This window comes from Erwinia pyri, from assembly GCF_030758455.1.
GTDB lineage: Bacteria > Pseudomonadota > Gammaproteobacteria > Enterobacterales > Enterobacteriaceae > Erwinia > Erwinia pyri.
The window spans coordinates 1,740,465-1,763,134 of record NZ_CP132353.1 but is presented as its reverse complement, the minus strand read 5'-3'; the positions used below and the strand labels follow the sequence as shown (position 1 = coordinate 1,763,134).

The 22,670-nt window shown below is 59.1% G+C and carries 20 protein-coding genes; all 20 read right to left on the bottom strand.

All coding sequences use genetic code 11. The annotated features are described in order from the left end of the window. Positions 1-5 precede the first annotated feature (5 nt). Complete coding sequence (gene phnK / locus Q3V30_RS08160) at positions 6-767, bottom strand: phosphonate C-P lyase system protein PhnK (RefSeq protein ID WP_306212126.1); 762 nt, start codon at positions 765-767, stop codon at positions 6-8. Then, complete coding sequence (locus Q3V30_RS08155; protein WP_306212124.1) at positions 764-1,609, bottom strand: alpha-D-ribose 1-methylphosphonate 5-phosphate C-P-lyase PhnJ; 846 nt, start codon at positions 1,607-1,609, stop codon at positions 764-766. The genes phnK and Q3V30_RS08155 overlap by 4 nt, the downstream gene beginning before the upstream one ends. Next, positions 1,602-2,675 (bottom strand): carbon-phosphorus lyase complex subunit, encoded by a 1,074-nt coding sequence (locus Q3V30_RS08150; RefSeq protein ID WP_306212122.1) that lies wholly within the window; start codon positions 2,673-2,675, stop codon positions 1,602-1,604. The genes Q3V30_RS08155 and Q3V30_RS08150 overlap by 8 nt, the downstream gene beginning before the upstream one ends. Beyond that, a complete protein-coding gene (phnH, locus tag Q3V30_RS08145; RefSeq protein ID WP_306212120.1) occupies positions 2,675-3,250 on the bottom strand; it encodes a phosphonate C-P lyase system protein PhnH in 576 nt (191 codons plus the stop codon). The genes Q3V30_RS08150 and phnH overlap by 1 nt, the downstream gene beginning before the upstream one ends. Next, positions 3,250-3,696 (bottom strand): phosphonate C-P lyase system protein PhnG, encoded by a 447-nt coding sequence (gene phnG / locus Q3V30_RS08140; RefSeq protein ID WP_306212118.1) that lies wholly within the window; start codon positions 3,694-3,696, stop codon positions 3,250-3,252. Before phnG ends, phnH begins: the two co-directional genes overlap by 1 nt. After that, the gene (phnF, locus tag Q3V30_RS08135) at positions 3,697-4,410 is read right to left on the bottom strand and encodes a phosphonate metabolism transcriptional regulator PhnF (protein ID WP_306213130.1); all 714 of its coding nucleotides are present in this window, start codon (positions 4,408-4,410) and stop codon (positions 3,697-3,699) included. It lies immediately after the preceding gene. A gap of 376 nt (positions 4,411-4,786) precedes the next feature. Then, on the bottom strand, positions 4,787-5,632 hold the full coding sequence (locus Q3V30_RS08130) for an oxidoreductase (protein ID WP_306212116.1): 846 nt from the start codon (positions 5,630-5,632) through the stop codon (positions 4,787-4,789). A gap of 122 nt (positions 5,633-5,754) precedes the next feature. After that, positions 5,755-7,548, bottom strand: a complete 1,794-nt coding sequence (locus Q3V30_RS08125) for a thiamine pyrophosphate-requiring protein (RefSeq protein ID WP_306212114.1) — start codon at positions 7,546-7,548, stop codon at positions 5,755-5,757. Positions 7,549-7,609: 61 nt separating this feature from the next. Continuing rightward, the gene (locus Q3V30_RS08120) at positions 7,610-9,595 is read right to left on the bottom strand and encodes a hydantoinase B/oxoprolinase family protein (protein ID WP_306212111.1); all 1,986 of its coding nucleotides are present in this window, start codon (positions 9,593-9,595) and stop codon (positions 7,610-7,612) included. Next, positions 9,585-11,642 carry a hydantoinase/oxoprolinase family protein gene (locus Q3V30_RS08115; RefSeq protein WP_306212109.1) on the bottom strand — a complete coding sequence of 686 codons (2,058 nt, stop codon included), beginning with the start codon at positions 11,640-11,642 and terminating at the stop codon, positions 9,585-9,587. Before Q3V30_RS08115 ends, Q3V30_RS08120 begins: the two co-directional genes overlap by 11 nt. Then, positions 11,639-12,106 (bottom strand): GNAT family N-acetyltransferase, encoded by a 468-nt coding sequence (locus Q3V30_RS08110; protein WP_306212108.1) that lies wholly within the window; start codon positions 12,104-12,106, stop codon positions 11,639-11,641. The genes Q3V30_RS08115 and Q3V30_RS08110 overlap by 4 nt, the downstream gene beginning before the upstream one ends. Before the next feature lie 180 nt (positions 12,107-12,286). Next, positions 12,287-12,793, bottom strand: a complete 507-nt coding sequence (locus tag Q3V30_RS08105) for an Lrp/AsnC family transcriptional regulator (RefSeq protein ID WP_306212106.1) — start codon at positions 12,791-12,793, stop codon at positions 12,287-12,289. 134 nt (positions 12,794-12,927) lie between these two features. Beyond that, positions 12,928-14,244 (bottom strand): 4-aminobutyrate--2-oxoglutarate transaminase, encoded by a 1,317-nt coding sequence (gene gabT / locus Q3V30_RS08100; protein ID WP_306212103.1) that lies wholly within the window; start codon positions 14,242-14,244, stop codon positions 12,928-12,930. A gap of 151 nt (positions 14,245-14,395) precedes the next feature. Next, positions 14,396-15,322 (bottom strand): 2-hydroxyacid dehydrogenase, encoded by a 927-nt coding sequence (locus tag Q3V30_RS08095; protein ID WP_306212101.1) that lies wholly within the window; start codon positions 15,320-15,322, stop codon positions 14,396-14,398. Continuing rightward, the gene (locus Q3V30_RS08090; protein WP_306212099.1) at positions 15,322-16,164 is read right to left on the bottom strand and encodes a GNAT family N-acetyltransferase; all 843 of its coding nucleotides are present in this window, start codon (positions 16,162-16,164) and stop codon (positions 15,322-15,324) included. The genes Q3V30_RS08095 and Q3V30_RS08090 overlap by 1 nt, the downstream gene beginning before the upstream one ends. Before the next feature lie 11 nt (positions 16,165-16,175). Beyond that, a complete protein-coding gene (locus Q3V30_RS08085) occupies positions 16,176-17,507 on the bottom strand; it encodes an NAD(P)/FAD-dependent oxidoreductase (RefSeq protein ID WP_306212097.1) in 1,332 nt (443 codons plus the stop codon). A 53-nt stretch (positions 17,508-17,560) separates the two neighbouring features. Beyond that, on the bottom strand, positions 17,561-19,225 hold the full coding sequence (locus tag Q3V30_RS08080) for an ABC transporter ATP-binding protein (RefSeq protein ID WP_306212095.1): 1,665 nt from the start codon (positions 19,223-19,225) through the stop codon (positions 17,561-17,563). Next, positions 19,222-20,073, bottom strand: a complete 852-nt coding sequence (locus tag Q3V30_RS08075) for an ABC transporter permease (protein WP_306212094.1) — start codon at positions 20,071-20,073, stop codon at positions 19,222-19,224. Before Q3V30_RS08075 ends, Q3V30_RS08080 begins: the two co-directional genes overlap by 4 nt. Next, complete coding sequence (locus Q3V30_RS08070; protein WP_306212092.1) at positions 20,073-21,026, bottom strand: ABC transporter permease; 954 nt, start codon at positions 21,024-21,026, stop codon at positions 20,073-20,075. Before Q3V30_RS08070 ends, Q3V30_RS08075 begins: the two co-directional genes overlap by 1 nt. 14 nt (positions 21,027-21,040) lie before the next feature. Then, entirely contained in the window at positions 21,041-22,645 is a 1,605-nt protein-coding gene (locus tag Q3V30_RS08065; protein WP_306212090.1) for an ABC transporter substrate-binding protein, read from the bottom strand. Positions 22,646-22,670 lie beyond the last annotated feature (25 nt).

Sequence of the window (22,670 nt, the reverse complement as noted above, 5' to 3'; positions counted from 1 at the left end):
TATGCTCAGCCGAGTACTGATGAGACCAGCAGTTGGGTATAGGGGTGATGCGGATCGTCCAGCACCCGGTCGGTCAGCCCGCTCTCCACCACCTGCCCTTCCTTCATCACCAGCAGGCGGTGCGCCAGCAGACGCGCCACGCCCAGATCGTGGGTCACAATCACCACGGCCAGGTTCAGGTCGCGAACCAGGCTGCGCAGCAGATCGAGCAGGCGCGCCTGTACCGACACATCCAGCCCGCCGGTCGGCTCATCCATAAACACCAGCCGGGGATGGGTCACCAGGTTGCGGGCAATCTGCAGGCGCTGCTGCATGCCGCCGGAGAAGGTGCCCGGCAGGTCATCAATGCGCGACAGCGGGATTTCCACATCCTGCAGCCAGCGGCCCGCTTTCTCGCGGATGTCGCCATAGTGCCGCTCGCCCACGGCCATCAGACGTTCGCCGATATTGCCGCCGGCAGAGACCTGCGCGCGCAGTCCGTCCATCGGATACTGATGCACCACGCCCCATTCGGTGCGCAGCAGACGACGGCGATCGCTTTCGCTCAGCGCGTAGAGATCCTGACCCTGATAAATAATGTTGCCCTGCTGCGGCGCCAGTCGGGCAGACAGCGCCTTCAGCAGCGTCGTTTTGCCCGAGCCGGACTCGCCGACGATGCCCAGCACCTCGCCCGGAAAGAGTTCAAACGAGACGTCGCTGAAGCCTTTGCCCGGCGCATAGAGATGCGTTAGCTGGTTGACCGCCAGCAGCGGTTGTTCGCTGATCATGCTTGTTGCGCCTCTTGTTGCTGATGGCAGTAATCGGTATCGGAGCAGACAAACAGCCGGGTGCCCTGGTCGTCCAGCACCACCTCATCCAGATAGCTGTGGCGGGAGCCGCAAAGCGCGCATGGCTCGGACCACTTCTGCACGGTGAACGGATGATCGTCAAAATCCAGGCTTTCCACTTTGGTATAAGGCGGTAAGGCATAGATGCGCTTTTCGCGTCCGGCGCCAAACAGCTGCAGCGCTGGCATCATATTCATCTTGGGGTTATCGAATTTCGGGATGGGCGACGGATCCATCACGTAGCGATCGTTGACCTTTACCGGGTAGGCGTAGGTGGTGGCGATATGGCCATAACGGGCAATATCTTCATACAGTTTCACCTGCATGATGCCGTACTCCTCCAGCGCATGCATGGTGCGGGTTTCGGTCTCGCGCGGCTCGATAAAGCGCAGCGGCTCCGGGATCGGCACCTGGAAAATCAGGATCTGATCCTCGGTCAGCGGCGTTTCCGGAATGCGGTGACGCGTCTGGATCAGCGTGGCATCGACCGTGCGCTCGGTGATGGCCGCACCGCTTACGCGCTGGAAGAACCGCCGGATGGAAACGGCGTTGGTGGTGTCATCCGCGCCCTGATCGATCACTTTCAGCACGTCATGCTCGCCAATCACGCTGGCGGTGAGCTGGATACCCCCGGTTCCCCAGCCGTATGGCATCGGCATTTCACGGCCGCCAAACGGCACCTGGTAACCCGGAATAGCCACCGCTTTGAGGATCGCCCTGCGGATGGTGCGTTTGCTTTGTTCATCAAGGTAGCCGGGGTTGTAACCGCTGAGTTCAGTCACGGTGCTTCTCCTGATATTCGGCACGCAGGCGGTTGAGCAGCTCAACCTCCGCCTGGAAATCGACATAGTGAGGAAGTTTGAGGTGCGAAACAAAGCCCGCCGCCTCTACGTTGTCAGCATGGGAGAGCACAAACTCTTCGTCCTGTGCCGGGCTGGTGATGCGCTCGCCGTACTGCTCCGTTTGCAGCGAACGATCCACCAGCGCCATCGCCATCGCCTTACGTTCGGCCCGACCAAACACCAGACCATAGCCCCGCGTTAAGTGCGGCGCTTTATCCTCTGGCGTGGTGAAGCCGTTGACCATCTCACATTCGGTCAGCAGGATTTCGCCAATCTCCAGCGGGAAGCCCAGCTCTTCCGGCTCGATCTCTACCGTGAGATAACCGGTTCTGATCTCGCCTGCAAACGGGTGGTTACGGCCGTAACCGCGCTGGGTTGAATAGCCTAACGCCAGCAGGAAGCCTTCATCGCCGCGCACCAGCTGTTGCAAACGGGCGGAGCGCGGGGAGGGATAGGCTGGCGGTTCACGCGTAATGTCCAGCGGCTCGCTGCCGTCATCCTCTTCACGCTGGGCCAGCCCTTCACGGGTCATCAGGTCGAACATATGCGGACAGCGCTCATCCAGCGGCTGTTCAGCACGTGGCGCCTGCGGCGCTTTACCCTCGGCCAGCAGCGTGAAGTCCAGCAGGCGGTGGGTGTAGTCATAAGTCGGACCCAATACCTGACCGCCCGGCAAATCTTTATAGACCGCAGAGATACGGCGTTCCAGGCGCATCTCTTCCGTCTGCAACGGCAGGCTGTCCGCCAGGCGTGGCAGCGTGGTGCGGTAGGCGCGCAGCAGGAAAATAGCCTCCACCAGATCGCCGCTCGCCTGTTTGATTGCCAGCGCAGCCAGTTCGCGATCGTGAATGCCGCCTTCGGTCATCACCCGATCTACGGCCAGCCCCAGCTGTTGATCGATCTGCTGGCACTGAAGCTCGCTTTCTCCACTGCCCCGGCGCAGGTTTTCCTGCAGCTGATGGGCGGACTCAATCGCCTTTTCGCCCCCTTTAACGGCTACGTACATCAGCAGACCCTCACGTCAGTGGTACGGGGCAGCGCCATCATGTTTTCGCCACAGGTGAAGATTAAATCGATCCCCTGCGGGAAGCTGTGCGGACGTTCGCGCAGATAGTGCAGCACGCTTTCCGGCAGCTGAGGTGCAATCGCGCGGGATTCCATCAGCCCCGGCCCGCTCAGGCGCAGCGTCAGGCCGCCATTGAGGCTGGCGACTTCAATAATTACCGTGGTGCTTTTTTCTGGCGAATGATTGCTGCCCGGCGAAAACTGCTGAATAGCGGTGTCCGATTTGGCATGCAGCAGTGCAAAAGGCACATTGGTCTCTTGGGTTACCGGCGCGCCGGTATGAAAACGCAGGTTAGCCAGCAACGCTTCGTTACTCAGCGTGCTGTCGAGATAAAGCGGCGTTTCACGGTCAACCAGCGTCATCAGCACCGCGGTGGCAGCGGGAGAAGCATTGCCCCAGGCGGGAAGCTGCGGCAGCGAGACCATCACCCCAGGCTCGCTCATGGCTTTCAGAATGCGGCGAAAAGCGCGCTGTGCATCCGCAACGGGATGGGCAAAGCTGGCAAGTAAAGTCATTAATTATCTCCCCGGACAAGGGTGAAGAAGTCGACGCGGCTGCTGGCTATTTCGCGGGCGCGCAGGGTGAGTTGCTCCTGGCGGGCGGCAGCCAGCGGCGCAATAATTTTCTGCTGGATCAGTTCTGCGCTGCTGCTCTGCTGCAACAGGGCATCCATCAGGGCGCAGAGTTCGGCATGCTCTTTATTGCGGGTAATGACGTAGCTGTATCCGCAAATGCCATCGTCCAGACGCACCACGGCACGGGTTACAGTAGTATCTCCCAGGATAAAGCGACGACCGGTGCCGCCCATCCTGGCCTGCAGGCGCGTCAGGCCAGTTTCTGGCGCGCGCAGCCGTTCATAGTGCGGGTGAAGATTCAGCGGCTGCCAGCAGCTCAGCAGCTGGTCGGGCTGGCTGTGAGACAGTACCGAAAGCCAGCGCTGTCTTGCCTTGATTGGATCCATTTAGTGCTCCAGCGTCAGTTCAATCATGTCGGCGCGCGTCAGGCTGACGGAATATTCCGCCAGCTTTTGCTCACCGGTGATATTCAGCGTGCGCACGCAAAGCAGCGGAGAGTGCAGCGCGATTTCAAGCAGCTTGCTCTCTTTCGCCTGAGCGCGGCGTGCGGTGATTCGGGTTTGTTTGCGTGATAACGACAGCGAGAGATGCTGCTGCATATAGTCATGCAGCGAGCCGCTGGCGAACTGCTGTAGAGTGGGCCACCAGTGCAGATCGGCCAGATAGTGATTAATGACGCAGACCGGCACGCCGTTGACGCGGCGAAGAGTACGAAGATGGATAACCGTCTCTCCCTCCAGGCAACCCAGCGCGGCGGCGATTTCGGCATTGCAGGGACGCAGCACCGCCAGCAGCCGTTCGCTGGTGGGATGACTCCCCTGCTCCATCAGGTTCTGGCTGAAGCGCGCCTGCGAGTGCAGCGGGTAGTTATAAGGGCGCATCAGCACCAAAATGCCCACGCCCTGGCGCCGCTGAACCAGTCCTTTGCTGACCAGTTCATCTACCGCCCGGCGCAGCGTATGGCGGTTAACAGCATAGCGTTCTGCCAGCTGCTTTTCAGAAGGCAGGTATTCACCGCAACGATAGTGAGTGCTTAGTTCAGCTTCCAGCTGGGCGGCAATAGCCTGATATACAGTGGTCGGATGTCTGGACAGGTTCAGCATCTGAAAATCCTCATTCAGAGGGAGGCGGCGGCGTCGCCGGGAGAACATCCGGGCGACCTGACTTTTTCAATGCAGGTATGTTGCGGGCGCAATATGACAGCGGGGTTAAGGCAAGGTGTCCGGGAGATGAATTTGGTTTTAGCGTTGAAGGCGGTTGCTCTTTGTGTCCCAAAGGATACAAAAACCCCATTAAAAGAATAGTTTGTATCCTGAGGGATACAAAATCATCTCTTTAGTAAGGGCGGGAACAGTATGTGCGTATCAGCCTGAGGGTGAAGAGTGAGGAGTTGATGAACGCTCTGGAGCGTATCGCGCAGCTGAAATTATTTACGGCCTGAAAAAGGGGAATGCCCGAAGGCCTTCCCCATGACGATTATTTCGGGAAATCAGTACCGACGGTCGTCTCTTTCCACGCTTCTATCTGGGTCAGACGGGCTTTGATTTTGGCGGTAACCGCATCGTAGCCCCAGGCGCCCATCACCAGATGACGCGGGGCGTCATGATCTTCCGCAATGGCGATCATCGCCTGAGCTGCCCGTACCGGATCGCCCGCCTGCTTGCCGCTGTTTTCCGCCGTGCCTTTCATGCGGGCGGCGGCGGTTTCGGCATAGTCGTCGATCTGGCTTGGGGTCTGATGCAGCGAACGGCCAGCCCAGTCGGTACGGAACGGCCCCGGCTCGACGCAGGTCACCTGGATGCCCAGCGGGCCAACTTCAGCCAGCAGCGAGTCGGACCATCCTTCCACCGCATGTTTGCTGGCGGAGTAGTAACCCGAGCCAGGGAAACCGATGATCCCGGCGACCGACGTGACGTTGATGATATGTCCGCTTCCGGCCTTACGCATTGTCGGCAGCACCGCCCGCGTCATGGCAAACAGACCGAACACGTTGGCATCAAACTGGGCGCGGATCTCCGCGTCCTCTCCCTCCTCCACCGAGGACTGATAACCGTATCCGGCATTATTGACCAGTATGTCAATCGTACCGAATTTTGCCAGCGCCGCGTCCACCGCCTCTTTAATGGTTCCGCTATCGGTGACATCAAGCGCCAGCGCCAGCGCGTGCTCTTCAGCGCCTGAGACCAAATCCTCTACTTTGCTGAGATCGCGGGCGGTGACCACCACGTTATATTTTTTCTTTACCAGTTCATTTGCCAGTTCACGGCCAAAGCCCGTAGAGCAGCCGGTAATAAACCAGACAGGTTTTTTCTCTGTAGTCATGTTGTGTTTCCTCGTCAGGCCTTTGCGCAGTAACAGGCCCGGCTCAGCGAGCCGGGCGGGCCTTAAAGCATAGATGGCTGTTGATAAAGGCAGATTGTCCTTTTGTGCACAATGCGCTCTGCTTAATGTTTACCCGGCAGAACCTCATTCAGCAGCTGGCTGGCGGTATCGGCAAGGACTTTGCCTGCGCCACGGTCGCCTTTTGCCATAGAGGCCATAAACGCCTTCGCCTGTTTAAAGGTAATATGCGGCGGAAGCGGTGCGACTTCCGGGTCGGTTTTCACCTCCAGTACGACTGGCCTGTCGGCGGCAAGCGCTTCAGCCCATGCGCCCTGAAGCTTTTCAGGATCGTCGACAAAAATGCCTTTCAGGCCGAGTGATTCCGCAAACTGCGCATAGTGCACATCCGGTACCTCCTGGCTCGCTTCATAACGGGGGTTGCCCTCCATCACGCGCTGCTCCCAGGTGACCTGATTGAGATCCTGGTTATTGAAGACGCAGACGATAAGATTGGGGTTTGCCCACTGCTTCCAGTATTTCTGGATGGTGATCAGCTCAGCCATATTGTTCATCTGCATGGCGCCGTCACCTACCAGCGCCACCACCGGTTTTTCCGGCTCGGCAAATTTTGCCGCAATAGCATAAGGCACCGCGGCTCCCATACAGGCCAGACCGCCGGAGAGCGTCGCTCTCTGTCCCTGCTTAACGCGATAATCACGGGCAAACCAGTTAGCGCAGGAGCCCGAATCGGAGGTGACGATGGCGTTATCGGGCAGCAGCGGCGACATTTCCCAGACCACTCTCTGCGGATTAACCGGCTTAGCGGCGGCCATGGCTCGCTCCTCCATCACCGTCCACCACTCCTGTACCTGACGGGCAATCTCTTCCTGCCACTGACGATCTTCTTTATGCGTCAGCAGCGGCAGCAGCGCACGCAGGGTTTCCGCGGCATCGCCGTGCAGGTTCACCTCGCAGGGATAGCGCAGCCCCAGCATGGCGGGATCGATATCAATCTGTACGGCTCTGGCCTGACCCTCTTCTGGCAGAAATTCTGTCCACGGGAAGCCGGAGCCGATCATCAGCAGGGTATCGCAGGATTTCATCATCTCGGAGGAGGGCTTAGTGCCCAGCAACCCGATAGATCCGGTGACAAAAGGCGCATCGTCTGGCAGCACATCCTTGCCCAGCAGCGCTTTTGCCACCCCTGCGCCCAGCAGATTCGCCGCCTGCACCACCTCAACGGCAGCGCCTCTGGCACCAGAGCCAATCAGGATCGCCACGCGCTTCCCGGCATTCAGCACCTCAGCGGCGCGTGCCAGATCGGCTTCGTAAGGCACCACTTTGGGACGTTGATAACCCACCGCAGAATGGGTGAACCCGTGAGCATGAGCGGGAGCTTCCCAGGGTTCATCCTGGACATCTTTTGGCAGAATAAGCACCGCCACGCCGTTTTGCGCTTTAGCAATACGCACGCCACGGTCAACCAGATGGCGCAGCTGCGCGGGCGTGGCGGTTTCCTGAACAAAGTTAGCTACATCAGCAAACACCCGATCCAGGTTCATCTCCTGCTGATAGCTGGCGCCTCGCGCAGTGGTTTCCGCCTGGCCCGCAATCGCCAGTACTGGCGCGTGGTCCATTTTGGCATCATATAACCCGGTCAGCAGGTGCGTTGCGCCAGGCCCACCGGTCGAGAGGCAAACGCCAAGCTCGCCGGTGAACTTGGCGTGGCCCACCGCCATAAAAGCGGCCATCTCTTCGTGACGAACCTGGATAAACTCGATGCCTTCACCGCGCTTTTCCGCACGCTGGAGCGCGCCAAGCACGCCGTTTATCCCATCGCCGGGATAGCCATAAATGCGGGTCACGCCCCACGCTTTCAGGCGTTCAACAAAAAAATCGCTGGTCTTGGTGCTCATTATTAGCCTCCGGTTTTCAGGTTCAGGCTAATAAGGATAGATGACAAAAGTGCCTTGCGGGCTAAATGGGTTCTCCCTGCAGCGCGGGAAAGCGTGCAAGCACCCCCTTAAAAAGGCTCTCCATCTGCTCCTCAACCGGTAAATCAGCCAGTTCTCCTGCCGCTACCGCGGCGAAAATCTGATGTTTGAGAAAGTAACGCCAGACAATGGGCCGATCGGCCAGAAACGAAGTCAGCAGGCGGTAGCGCTGCTGCGTCCACAGGGCCTCAAACGCTTGTCTCGCCGGTCCGATATCAAAATGTTCTCCGGCGGTTTCAGGCATGGCTGCGCGCAGTCTGACCGTATCAGAAAGGTCTGTCTCTCCCTCAACGATCGCCACGCCGTAGTCGTTACGGGCCGCAGCCAGCGAGACAAACCCACACTTCACATCGTTAAGCACTGCCGCTGGCCGACGGTTTTTGGCCAGGCCATATCCTCCCGCGCCCGGCCCTTTTACCGTGACCACATCCCCTGGCCCGCAGTGGATCACATCCGTATTGCCGTGCTCCGTTATTTTTCCATCGGCACTTTGCGTGCGGAACCAGGAGAGCGAGCCCGATTTTCCTCCCAGCGTGCCGGCAGAGGCAAAAACAGATCGGTTGCGGTTACGGGCGGTAATGGTGGTGTTGGGCGCAAACACTCTGAACACCATTTCGGTAGCCAGGCCGCCCCGATATTCGCCAGCACCGGCACTGTCGCAGGCAAGGCCATAACGCAGGAACTGCACGGGCACCTCTGCTTCATTGATCTCGATCGGGGTATTTTTCAGGAAGGCAGAGAGGCCGCCGGACCCCTCAGGCCCGTCATGTTTTGGCGTGCCGCCTGAGCCGCCACCGACCGGGCCAAGCGAGGCGACCACCGTGCGGTTGTGTCGGTCAACGGTACGAATATTCATGATGGCGTTACCGCCCGGAGAGTTGGCGGGAAGCCTGTCGGGCATCGCCAGAGAGAAGGCGCCCAGCGTGGCGATCTGCGACATTGCGCAGGTCAGTGAACGCATGCCTACCGCAGCCGGGGCTTCACAGTTCATGATCGTGCCGGGCGGTAAAATTGCCCGCGTCGGGCGCAACGTTCCGGCATTGAGCAGCAGCTTACGATCCAGCGTGGAGAGCACATAGGTCACGCCAACCAGCGCCAGCGGATGCCGCTCGCGCCCGCCGGTAGGCATATTGAGCGAGGACATCAGTTGGGGATCGCTGCCGGTATAATCCAGCTCAAGCTGTTCACCTTTCACCCGCAGCGTTACGGCGATCCGGCAGGGATAGCCTCCCTCACTGTCTTCATCCGCGTAGTCGGCGTAAAAATAGTCTCCATCTGGGATGGTGGCGATGACTGCCCTGGCCTGCTTTTCGGCATAATCCAGCATCCCTTCAATGCCGCTGAGGAAATCCTCCACGCCAAAGCGCGCGATAATCTCCTGAACCTTGCGTTCGCCGATATTCACCGAGGCGATCTGCGCATTAAAGTCGCCCCAGTTCTGCTCCGCCGCCCGCACGTTCAGCCGCATGATCTTCGCCACCTCCTCATTCAGCTTGCCGCCGGTGATAATTTTCAGCGGTGGAATGCGCACCCCCTCCTGCACGATATCGGTTAACGAGCGGGAAAGAGAGGCTGGCACCGCGCCGCCGACGTCGGTGTTGTGAATATGTCCCACCACAAAGCAGACGATTTCCCCGTCGTGAAAGACCGGTTTCCAGATATGAATATCCGGTGAATGCGTGGCCACGTTACCGGCGTAAGAGTCATTGGTTATGCAGATATCCCCCTGCTGATAGCTGTCGATCAGCGTCAGCACCGGGCCGTAATCAATTCCGCTGTACCAGGGCGCGCCGAAACTGCGCGGCGAGGCGAACGCCATCCCGCTGCGGCTGACGATCTGACAGGAGAAATCTTCGGTCTCTTTCACGAAGGTGGAGTGCGCGGTGCGCATCAGGGTAAAAGCCATCGCATCGGCAGCGGCGGCGCAGTAGTTGGCAAGGATTTGCAGATTACGTCCATCAATAGCCATTTTTCGCCTCCCGCGGCGTGATAAGAAGGTTGCCGAAGCGGTCTACCTCTACCGTCATATCTGGCGGCACACAGGTGGTGCAGTCATCCTGCAGTACGATGGCCGGCCCGGAGAAGTGATGTCCTGCCGCCAGCGTGGCGCGGGAGATGACATCCACCTGCCACCAGCGTCCATCCAGCCAGGCTTCCACCTGTTGCAGTACCCTGACCGGGCCGGTCGCTGCCGCCAGCGTCACCAGGGCTGGTTTCGGCGTCGGGGAGGTAATGACCAGGCGTAACGCAATGAGCTGGACGCCCGCCGCAGGATCGTGATGCCCGAACATCCGCTGATGATGAGCATGAAAAGCGGCGCTCAGGGCGGCGGTATCGCCCTCCATCAGCCAGTCCGGCTCCAGCGGCACGTCAATCTCAAACGACTGCCCCCGGTAGCGCATCTCCGCCGAGAAGCTCAGGGTGCGCGGCAGGCCAACACCATACTCCTCTTCCAGCCAGGCCTCTGCCTCTGCGCGCAGCAGCGCAGCTTTCTCTGCCAGTTCAGCAGCTACAGCAGGTTTGAGATCGCAGTACAGCGTGCGGATAAAATCGTTTTTCAGATCTGCCACCAGCCCGCCCAGCGCCGAGAGCACGCCCGGCGTTGGCGGCACGACGACGCCCTTCATATTCAGCTCCCGCGCCAGGAAGCAGCCCATCATCGGGCCGGCACCGCCGAACGCCAGGAACCAGAACTCCCGCGGATCCAGGCCAAAGCGTGAGAGCAGCCCGCTGGTGTCGCTGTACATGCTGGAGATGGCGAGCGCGATGATATTTTCTGCCGCTTCTTCCAGCGTAATACCCAGCGGTTCGGCCAGCACGCCGATCGCCGCTCGGGCGGCGGCCACATCTACCTGCACGGCGTGATAGCCCAGATCGCCATGCCCGATCAGACCGCAGGCGGCAAAGGCATCGGTGGCGGTTGCCTGCGTTCCGCCACGCCGGAAGCAGACCGGTCCCGGCAGCGATCCCGCGCTGTCCGGGCCAACCTGCAATACGCCGAGCGCATCGATCCAGGCCAGCGAGCCGCCGCCCTGCCCCACTGACGTCACAGAGACGGAGGGGATATAGATAGGAAATTCACCGATAATTTCGCCGGTGCCATACTCTGGCCTGCCGTTGACAATCACCGCCACGTCCGCGCTGGTGCCGCCAATATCCAGGCTCAGCAATTTATCGAAGCCGCAGGTTTCTGCCAGATAACTGGCGCCTGTCACTCCGGAAGCCGTCCCCGAAAGCACCATCTGCACGCACTCTGCTTTTGCCTGCGCCACGCTCATCACGCCGCCGTTAGATTTGGTAATTCGCGGCGGCACCGTGACTCCCCGCTCCCTGAGGGCCAGTTCAAATGCCTGCAGATAGCGGATCACCAGCGGCTGAACGTATGCGTTAATGGTGGCGGTGATGGTTCGCTCATACTCACGGATAATGGGCCAGATCTCTGCGGAGCAGGAGACCAGCAGGTCGGGCGCGACCTCAGAGACGATCTCCCGCACAGCCCGTTCATTGCTGCCATTGCGGTAACTGTGGAGAAAGGCGATAACAATACCGACGCAACCCGCTGACCGGGCGCTTTCTACTGCGGCCAGCACGCTTTCACGCTGCGGCGGCTGCAGAACAATCCCGTCACGATCGGTTCTTTCCGCTACCGGAAAAACGCGATCGCGCGGGATCAACGGCACCGGTCTGCGAGAGAAAAGATCGTGAATATGGGGGATCTTCAGCCTGGCCAGCTCCAGCACATCGCTGAACCCTTCAGTGGTAAACAGCGCCAGCCTGACCCCTTTGCGTTGGATCACCGCATTAACGCCTACCGTGGTGCCATGGGTGAAATAGCTTATCTCCTGTGGATTAATGCCATCCCGCTGCTGAAACGCCGCGAGTCCGGTCGAGATTTCGCTGCCCGGACTGTCAGGCCGGGAGAGCACTTTCAGCGTTCTGATGGTGTTATCCCGCTCGTCCAGCACCGCAAAGTCGGTGAAGGAACCCCCAATATCCACCCCTACCCGATAACTCATGGCGCCACCTCGTTTGACGGGGGGCAAAATTCCATAAGCCGGCCCGGCTCGGCAACCGCCTGCCAGCCAGCGCGCTGATAAATCGCATGGGCATCATCGGTGGCCAGCATCCAGCGCTTTACGCCGGACAGCTCAGGATGCTGCGTGACGCAGCGGGCAAACCACTGCCCCAGCCCTTTACCCCGATGCTCCCGGGCAATAATCACATCACTGAGATAGGCGAAACGGCCATAATCGGTGATCAGCCGCCCAAAGCCTATCTGCTGCTGCTGCGTATAGAGCCCAAAGGTCAGCGAACAGGCAAGCGTGCGCAAAGTCGTCTCCTTCGACTGATCTTTAGCCCAGTAACAGTGGTGGGAAAGCTGGTGGTGTACCCACTCCACGTCGAGTAAACCGGGATCGGTACTCAACAGGTAGTCGTCGCGCTGCCAGCTGGCAGGAGGGGGAACAAACGGCGGGATCATGGTAGCTCCTGATTCGGTTTATCACGGAATAACATGAGTTTAAGGCGAAGCGGGATCGCGTTAAGGGTAAAGTCGGGGGAATGACAGCGTATTTATGGGGAAATTAACGGGGAAATGACATTTTCTGCCGGAGAGGGTAGCAGGGAGGCAGAGGTAAAATCGCTTCACCTCTCGCCGGAATTAGTATTCGACCTGAGTATGACGGGCAATCAGCGAACGCAGCGGAACGCTGCTTTTGACGATTGGCGACTTGATCACGATGTAGCTGAAATATTTATCGATACCCACTTTGGCATCCAGTAAACCTTCAATCACTTCCTGATAGTGTTCAATACTGCGGGTAATAAAGCGCAGCAGATAGTCATAGCCGCCGGTGATCAGGTGGCACTCCATCAGCTCATCCACCTCGCGCAGGGTTCCTTCAAACCGCATAAAATCCTCGCGCCGGTGCCCGGCCAGCGTGACTTCAGTGAACACGGTGACCGAATCGGAGATTTTTGTCAGATTAATATGCGCTTCATAACCGGTAATAAACCCGGCAGTTTCCAGACGCTTGACGCGCTGCAGGCAGGGGCTGGGAGAGAGGCCAACGGCATCGGCCAGGTTTACATTGCTGATGCGGCCATCTTTTTGCAACTGCACCAGGATGTTGATATCGATACGATCCAGTTTCATTAAACCATTCATATTGCCCCCTCACATTCTGCTACCCGATGAGGATGGTATAGCACGCTTCCCGCCCGCGGCGCCAGCGTTTTACCGTGCCATACCTTCCGGCCATATTGTCAATAACCGTAATAATATCAATGAGGAAGCACTATTCAGCCTGACCGACCCGTGGCACGGGCCAGGGCGATGTCGAAGATATGCAGCGCCTCTTCCAGCTGTGAATCACTGGTCACCAGCGGCGCCAGGAAACGGACGGTATTGCGTTGTACGCCGCACTTGATCAACAGCAGCCCTTCCTGACAGGCGCAGTCGAGAATTTTTTGCGTCAGCGCCGCGTCAGGCTGGCGGGTTTCGAAATCGATAATCTCTACGGCCTGCATCAGGCCAATGCCACGAACATCGCCGATACAGGCATATTTATCACTTAACTGTTGCAAACGCGCATTAAGCTGCTGCCCCAGGTGATTGGCCCGCTCCAGCAGGTCGCCATGCTCCAGCAGGTCCAGCACCGCCAGGGCAGCCGCGCAGGCCAGCGCGTTGCCGCCGTAGGTTCCCCCCAGCCCGCCTGGGGTGGGTGATTCCATAATCTCTGCTTTCCCCACCACGCCGGAAATCGGCAGGCCGCCACCCAAGCTTTTCGCTACGGTCACCAAATCCGGCACAATGCCGGTATGCTGGAAGCCAAACATCTTGCCGGTACGGCCAAAACCGGTCTGCACCTCATCACAAATCAGCAAAATACCGTGGCGGGAAGTGATGTCACGCAGCGCCTGCATAAACGCCGAAGAAGCTGGCAGGAAACCGCCATCGCCCTGCACCGGCTCAATGATAATCGCCGCGACGCGCTCCGGCAGAATTTGTACCGCAAACAGGGTATCCAGCGCTTTCAGGCAGTCCGCTTCAGAAATGTCATGAAAAGCATTCGGGAAAGGGACGCGATAGATATCGCCAGGGAAAGGGCCGAAGTTTTGCTTGTAAGGCTGGCTCATGCCGGTCAGCGTGCAGCCCAGTAAGGTCCGGCCATGGAAAGCGCCATCAAAGGCGATGATGCCTGGCCGGTTGCTCCAGGAACGGGCAATTTTGACCGCATTTTCGACCGCTTCTGCGCCGCTGGTAAAAAAGACGCTTTTAAAATTCTCACCGGCACCCACCAGCTTGTTCAGCCTCTTCGCCAGCTCAATATAAGCGGGATAGGCAGCGACCTGAAAACAGGCGTGAGAAACCTGCTGAAGCTGTTCGGTGACGGCGGCAACCACCGCCGGATGGCTGTGGCCCACGTTAAGCACGCCAATGCCCGCCACAAAATCGAGATAGCGGTTGCCCTCTACATCCCAGACTTCCGAGCCTTTTCCTCTGGCAATCACAATCGGGTGGGCGGTAACAATTCCGCGTGGAATATGCTGCTCACGGGCATCAAGAAATAACGCGTTGTCAGAAAATGTCTGCTGCTCTGCCAGTAAATTGTGCATCTTTGTTCCTCATCGATAGAACGATAACAGGGGTCAAGTATCGCAATAAGCCTTTTTGTCCCGCTGCCGTAATAGTGGCGGCAGCAGCATTAACTGTTGAAAAGCGCGGCAATCCATCGGGTAAATTTCTGCCGTTTACGGGAACGGTTTCTCAGTACCCTTTTTCCCTGTCGACCAGGCCAGTGAGTTTTTCTCCCCGCTCATAGCGGCGGATATTCTCCAGCAGGGCACCAACCGCGCTTTCGGGCTGCGTCTGGCTGGCAATATGCGGCGTCAGCCAGATGCCGGGATGGGACCAGAAGGGATGCCCGGCGGGCAGCGGCTCCGGTGAGGTGACGTCAAGCACTGCGGCGCTGAGCTGACCACTCTCAAGTGCATCCAGCAGATGCGCCTGGTTAAGATGTTTTCCGCGCCCCACCTGTACCAGCGCGGCGCCCTCAGGCAGCTGGTTGAAGAGGGAAGCATTCAGGATACCTTCGGTTGCGGCCGTCAGCGGCAGCAGACAGATCAGAATATCAGTTCGCGCCAGGAAAGCGCCCAGCCGGGCCTCACCCGCAAAACTGGCGACGCCTGCAATCTCTTTATGCGTGCGGCTCCAGCCTGCGCAATCAAATCCCAGCTGCACTAAAGTTTTCAGCGCGGCTTCGCCAAGCTCTCCAACGCCCATTACGCCCACCCGGCAGCGGGAAGCGGGCTGGCTGGCGTGCTCATGCCAGATCTGCTGTCGCTGCTGATGCAGGTAACGCGGCATCTGCCGGTGTAGCCCCAGAACGGCGAAGGTGACGTACTCCACCATGCCGCTGGTCAGCCCCGGCTCAATCATCCGTACCACCGGCAGGTCAGGTGGCAGAGCCGCATAATCAAACTGATCGGCTCCTGCGCCTACCGAGAACAGGACTTTGAGGTTGGGAAACTGCTGCCGGAGATTTTCCGGCGGCTGCCAGGCGACCAGGTAGTCCACCTCTTCCGGGTTGCCAGTGTCCGGCCACTGACGAAAGTTCGCCTCCGGGGCCAGCGTTGCCAGCAGCTTTGCCCAGACGGCGCCGCGTTCCGGCGAAGATTTATAGACGATATTCATCAGCCCATCGCCTGAGTCATCAGCCCGTAGGCCAGCATACCGTTGGGCTGCCAGGGGACGCCTTTAATCATGGTGATGGGGCCGTCCACTTCGGTCAGGCCCAGCGTATTCAGCCAGTCGCCCAGCCCATATTCGCTGTCGGTATCGATGCGCACAAACTCGCCTTTAAGCCCGGGCAGCAGTGATGAGACCAGCACTTTTGCGTCGGCTAAATTGCGGCAGATAATGGGGCCGATGGCAAACCCGTGACCAAAGCGCCGCAAACAGGCGAACCCCACCATATTGCCCTGCTCTTCCAGCACTAAAATGCGCTCTGCGCTTTCTGACAAACTGGCTATCAGTTCAGGACGATGCTGGCCGTGAGCCTGCCGATCCAGCGCAACCAGCCGCTCAAAATCATGCTGCGTTGCGGATCGCAACTGCTGCCCCTGCTCCGGCAGCAAGGGGGAGATCTCCCCCAGTTCGCGGCACTGATGCTGTTCAATATGGCCCACGGCCACAAAGCCGAGCTTTTCGTAAAGCGGCTTGCCCATTTCAGTAGCATGCAGGCGGACCGTGCTGCCCTCCAGCTTGTCCAGCATCGTCTGCATCAGCTGTTTGCCAATGCCTCTCCCCTGCGCCTCATCAGCCACAATGACCAGCCCGAGCGAAGCGTAATGCCCGCCCCAGCGCCAGAAGATTGCGGTACCAAGGACTTTGCCCTCCTGCTCAGCAATCACCCCTTCCCCCAGCCGCCATGCCTGCTGCCAGTCCGCGAGGCGGTGCGGCCACTTAAGGTTTTGCGTCAGAGCAAACGCCTGCTCAAGATGCGATTCCTGCATCGGTTTTATCTCGATAGTCATCTCTTTCTCCTTTACATCATGCCCGGCGCGTCAAGGCCGGAGCCATCCACCAGCCGTGAATAGCGGTAAGGCGTCGGGTCCACAATCGGGGTGGTTTCCGTTGCTAAATCGGCGGCCAGCCTGCCAGCGCCGGGGCCGATGCCAAATCCATGCCCGCTGTAGCCCGCCGAGACAATCAAGCCCGGCAGCCGCGGGATGGTGGAGATAACCGGTACGGCATCCGGCGTGCTGTCAATCATTCCGCCCCAGGCCTGCTCAACGCGTAACGCAGATAACGCCGGGTACTCCTTACGCATCGCTGCCAGGCCCTCCTGTACCATCGCCATGTCTGCCGTCGGATCGAGGATGCGCACTTTTTCAAACGGCGAGGCGTGGTCAAACTGCCAACGCGCCAGCGACTCCGGGCCGCTGAAAAAGGCCGCCAGCGCCAGCTCGATTTTCAGATTCTTGCGGCGGGCTTTGAAAGTGGGATAGAACTGCCGCGCATACCGTAATCCCTGCGCACCGGGCGTTAATCTGCCCCGGCCTGAAACGGAGACGGTATAGCTGCCATCCAGCTGCGGGCGGCAGGCGAAATTCGGGGTATAGAGCGGAACAGCGATCGCCTGCTCCACCGGTGCCGTGCGAAATGCGGTACCGATTACATTGCCCAGCGGCAGATCGACGCCGTGGCGGCGGCAGAACATGGAGGTCCAGGCGCCGCCGGCACAAATAACCCGGGTAGTCTTAATCACGCCGCGTTCGGTAATCACGCCGCTGACTTTGCCCGCAGAGATATCAAGCCCCCGGACGGCACACTGCTGGAACAGGGAAGCGCCCAAACGCTGGGCGGCAATAGCCAGCCCCGGCGAGGCCAGCGAAGGCTCGGCGTGCCCATCCGTTGGGGAGGAGACGCCGCCAAGCCAGCGGCTGGTGCTGCCGGGCGTCATCGATTTTGCCTGCTCGCTGGTGAGGATATCGCTGCGGACGCCATACCCTTTTGCCATTTTGCCCCAGTTATCCCAGGCGTTGATATCATCCTGATTCCCGGTGGCGTAAACCAGCCCGGTCCGGCGGAAGCCCAGCTCCTCGCCGGTCTCCTGCCCTAACTCCGCCCAGCGCTGCAGCGCATAGATAATCAGCGGCAGCTCCCGTTCATCACGGTTCTGCTGACGGCACCAGCCCCAGTTGCGGCTGGACTGCTCGCCGCCTACCAGCCCTTTTTCAATCAGCACCACGCTGACGCCCTGTTTAGCAAGCTCGTAGGCTGCCGCCGAACCGGCAATGCCAGCGCCGATAACCACCACATCTGCCGAGTCTGGAAAAAAACGGCTGTCCTGAACATATCGAATTGGTGCGGGCATGCTCTTGTTAACCTCTTATAGCAATTGTGTCAGGTGACGCTTCACCTGAGCCGTCAAAGCGCAATATCGCTGGCGTCGTGTTCATCCAGCCAGCCCTGCCGCAGTTCAGGAACCGCGCGCTTCAGGCGTTCGTAATACAACTCGGTGGAAGGCTTGTCATAATCGGCACGCGCAACCTGGGTAATCATCCGGCCGTTCTGCACCACAATAATTTCGTCGCAAACGGAACGGACGGCGTGGAGATCGTGACTGATAAAGATCACGGAAAGCCCCAGCTCACGGCGCAGATCGGTAATCAAATCGAGCACGGCGGCCGCAACCACGGTATCCAGCGCGGAGGTTACCTCATCGCACAGGATCAGATCCGGCTCCGCCGCCAGCGCACGCGCCAGGTTTACGCGCTGTTTCTGTCCGCCGGAGAGCGCCCACGGACGCCGCCAGAGGACATTTCGTGGCAGCCTGACCAGCTCCAGCAGTTCGGCAAGACGCTTTTCCAGCGCCGCGCCGCGTAAGCCGTGGAACAGTTTAAGCGGACGGCTGAGGATAGTGGCAATAGTGTGCGCAGGATTAAGCGCGGTATCAGCCATCTGGAAGACGTACTGAATGCGGCGCAGCTCATTCTCAGAGCGTTTTTGCATCTCTCCGGCTATGTAGTGCCCGTTAAACAGAATGTGGCCGCTGGAGGGACGATTCATTCCGGCAATGGCGTGCGCCAGGGTGGTTTTGCCGGAGCCGGATTCACCAATAATACCGATGGCCTGACCACGAAAGAGCCGGAAGTTGATCGCCGACAGGATTGGAATTTTAGGCTGCCCCTCTTTATCCACCGGCCCATAGCCCGCCGAGAGATCCCGCACCTCCAGCATGGGCTGCACGGTATCTTCAGGCTGAAGCCAGGGAGTAGGACGTGATTTTTGTTTTGCCGCATCCAGCAGCAGATGGCTGTACTCCGCCTGCGGCGCACGCAGCAGCTGCTCTGTGGTGCCATATTCTGCAATCGCGCCTTTCAGCAGAACCAGAATGCGGTCGGCCATTTGCGCCACCACGGCCAGATCATGGCTGACATAGATCGCCGTCATGCCGCGCTGGCGCACGACCCGACGAAAAGCCTTCAGCACCTCGACCTGAGTAGTGACATCCAGCGCGGTAGTAGGCTCATCCAGAATAACCACTTCCGGATCGCTGATTAACGCCATCGCGGTCATCAGCCGCTGCAGCTGCCCGCCGGAAACCTGATGAGGATAGCGTTGGCCGATGGTTTCCGGGTTCGGCAGCGCCAGCTCCCGGAACAGCGCCACGGCTTTTTTCTCCGCTTCGCTGCGGCTCATCAGTCCGTGGATCACCACCGGTTCAACCACCTGATCCATTATCTTCATCGCCGGGTTAAACGATGCGGCGGCGCTCTGCGCAATGTATGCCACTTTGTTCCCGCGCAAGGCGCACTGCTGGCGGGGCGTCAGCGAGGTGACCTCCGTTCCGGCGATATGAATAGTACCATCCGCTATCTTGCAGCCATGTCTGGCGTAGCCCATCAGGGCCAGCGCGATGGTGGTTTTGCCCGATCCCGACTCCCCAATCAGCGCCAGCACCTCTCCTTTTTGCACGGTGAAGCGAATATCGGAGACCAGCGGGATTTCACGCCCATCCTCGGCATGGGCGATAACGCGTAAATTTTCGACGACAACTACCGGCGTGGCGCTGTGTGGCGTTACGTTCATGCAACCCCCTTCGCCTGAACCAGAGGACGCATCCCCTGCAGGCTGTCAATAAACAGGTTGGCGCCGATGGTCAGGCTGGCGATGGCAATGGCGGGCATTAACACCGCTGGCGAACCGTCGAACAGCCCCTGCAGGTTTTCCCGCACTAACGTCCCCCAGTCCGCATATGGCGGCTGGACACCTAACCCCAGGAAGCTCAGGCCGCTGAGGAGCAGCACAATGTAGACAAACCGCAGGCCGAAGTCGGTCAGCATCGGGTGAACCATATTGGGCAAAATATCGTGAATGGCGATATAGAACCGGCTTTCACCCCGCAGGCGCGAGGCGCGCACATAGTCCATCGACCGCAGGTTAGACGCCATTGCATAGGCAATACGGTAGGCGCCGGGCCAGTAGGTGAAGACCGCCGTGACGATCAGCATCGGTAAGGAGGAGCCAAATACCGCCACAATCATCAGCGCCAGGATTTTACCCGGCAGAACCAGCAGCGCGTCATTGATACGCCCCAGCACCTCTTCCAGCCAGCGTCCCGCTACCGCCGCCAGCAACGCCAGCAGCGTGCCGGTCAGGCTGGCAAGCACCGCAGCGCCCAGCGCCAGCCCTATCGAATAGCGGGCGCCATACAAAATACGGCTGAGCATGTCGCGCCCCAGATAATCGGTGCCGAACCAGAACGCTTTACTCATTCCGCCCAGCATAGGGCCAACGCCAATCTCTTCAAGCTGGTACGGGGCCAGCGAGGTGCCAAACACCGCGAGAAATACCCAGGTCAGAGTGATCAGCAGTCCGGCACGGCCGCTGACAGTCAGTGAGAGAAAGAAGCGCCAGGGAAGCGTTAAGAGATTCATCAGCCCCTCCATTTTGGATTAAATGCGATGGTCAGAATGTCGGCCAGCAGCAGCAGGACCAGATAACACAGGGCGAACAGCATGACGCAGAGCTGAACCACCGGCAGGTCACGGTTGCTTACCGCATCCACCAGCTGGCTCGCCAGCCCCGGATAACTGAAGATACTTTCAATAATGATCACCCCGCCAAACAGATAGGAGAGGCTCAGCGAGATGGCATTAGCGATTGGCCCGACGGCGTTAGGCAGCGCGTGGCGCAGCATGGCGCGCAACGGCGAGACACCTTTCAGCAGCGTCATCTCCAGATAAGGACTCTCCATCTGGTTGATCAGAGCCGAACGGGTCATGCGCGCCATCTGCGCTACCAGCACACAGCATAACGTCAGCACCGGCAGCGCGTAGGCTTTCAGATAGCTGACGAAGTCCGGCGCTGGCGTGCCCAGCGACATCGCCGGCACCCAGTGCAGCTTCACCGCAAAGAGGATAACCGCGATCGTCGCAACCAGAAATTCCGGCACGGCGACCACCGCCATCGTGCCGACCATCAGAGCGCGATCGAACAGCGATCCGCGCTTCATGGCGGCAGTCAGGCCAATGAGTAACGCTAACGGCACCGACACCAGCGTGGTGATCCCGGCCAGTTCAAAGGTGGCGGGGATACGTTGCGCCACCAGCTGTGAGACAGGCAGATGGCTGGCAAACGAGGTACCGAAGTCGCCCTGCAGCATGCCGCCCAGCCAGTTCAGATAGCGCATCAGCAGCGGCTGATCCAGCCCCAGTTGCTGACGCAGCGCCGCCACGGTTTCCGGAGTGGCATTCTGACCCAGCACCATTTGGGCCGCATCGCCCGGCAGCAGGCTGGTGATAAAGAACACCACGGCCGAGACGATCAGCAGCGTCAGCAAGCCGGCACCACAGCGCCGGGCAATCAGGAAGAGCATGTAGCGGTTCATTGGCATTCTCCTTATCAGGAAGCGAGCCAGGCAAACTCGTGGAAGCGGTAGCCCATCATCATGCCTGATGGCCAGGCCTCAACCCCTTTGACCTTATTGCTGTGCCCGTCGAGGGTACTGATAAAGGTCGGGATAATCGTGCCGCAGTGATCGTAAATCAGCTTCTGCATATCGCCGTACATCTGCTTGCGCTTTGTCTGGTCGCTCTCCCCGCGTGCCGCTATCACCAGCTGATCGAACTGGGGATTTTTCCAGCCCGATTCGTTGTTTGGCGCTTCTGAGAGATAGAATTGTGACAGCAACAGGTCGATGGTGGGACGGGGGTTTATCGAGCCATAGCCCAGCGGATCTTTGGTCCAGTGGGTGGACCAGTAGCCATCGTAAGGCACGCGCCGTACGGTGAAGTTCATGCCCGCAGAGCGACCCAGTTGCTGGAGCAGCTGCCCGCCCTCAACGGAGCCTTCAATATTTTGGGTGGTGATAATCTCAGCCGTTGCCCCAGCCATTCCCGCCTTTTTAAAGTGATATTTCGCTTTTTCAATATCCAGCGGACGCTGGGGAAGATCCTTGTTGTACATCGGATGCCACGGCGGCACCGGCGTATCATTGGCCACCTGACCAAATCCCTGCATTACAGTTTTTACCATCATTTCACGCGGTTGCAGGTACTTCATGCCGAGGACAAAATCTTCATTGCTGCCCGGCTTGACGTCGGTACGCACAATGAGATTGGTATACATGCCGGACTTACTCTCCATCACGCCAAACTGGCCGGACTGACGCAGACGTTTCACGTCGTTGGCCGTGAGCGTGGCCACGATATGCAGATCGCCAGACATCAGCGCATTGACGCGGGCGGCCTGATCGGTGACCCCCATCAACTCCACTTCATCCAGATGCGGCAGGCCGGGCTTCCAGTAGTTCGGGTTTTTTACGCCAACGGTACTGACGCCAGGGGAGAAGGTCTTGAGTTTGAACGGGCCGGTTCCCACAGCTTTACTGAAGTCTGTGGTGCCCTCCTGCAGGATCAGGAAAGGTGAGGTAGCCAGCACCACGGGTATATCGAAATTAGGCTGGGTCAGCACCAGTTTGATCTCCGTCGGGCTGACCGCAGTGAGGCTGTCGAACTGCTTCGCCTGGGTGATAGCCGTGGAAGCTACCGCCGGATCTTTGTGCCGGTTCAGCGAGAAAATGACGTCCTGAGCGGTCAGCGCCTTACCATCATGGAACGTCACGCCCGGGCGCAGCTTAATCTGCCAGGTGATGCCATCCGTGCTTTCAATCGACTCTGCCAGGGCCGGTTTCGCCGCCAGCGATTTATCCAGCTCGGTCAGGCCGCTGTAGAACATAAACAGACGGCAGTAATCCCCGCTGTTGCTGCCTTTCGCCGGATCCAGCGTATCGGTGGCGGAAGCGTTAGCCACGGCGGCACGCATTTTACCGCCCTGGAGGGGCGTTTCAGCAGCAAAGCTCATTTCCGGGAAGCCGATCAGACCGGTGCTCATGACGGCCCCGGCTGAGAGCAGTTTCATCATCCCGCGCCGGGAGATGGAGACGTCGGTGATGGCCTGCGTTAAAGATGGGGTAACGCGGCTAAATTCTTTACGAAATTTACTCATCTGCACACCCTCAATGACGAACGTT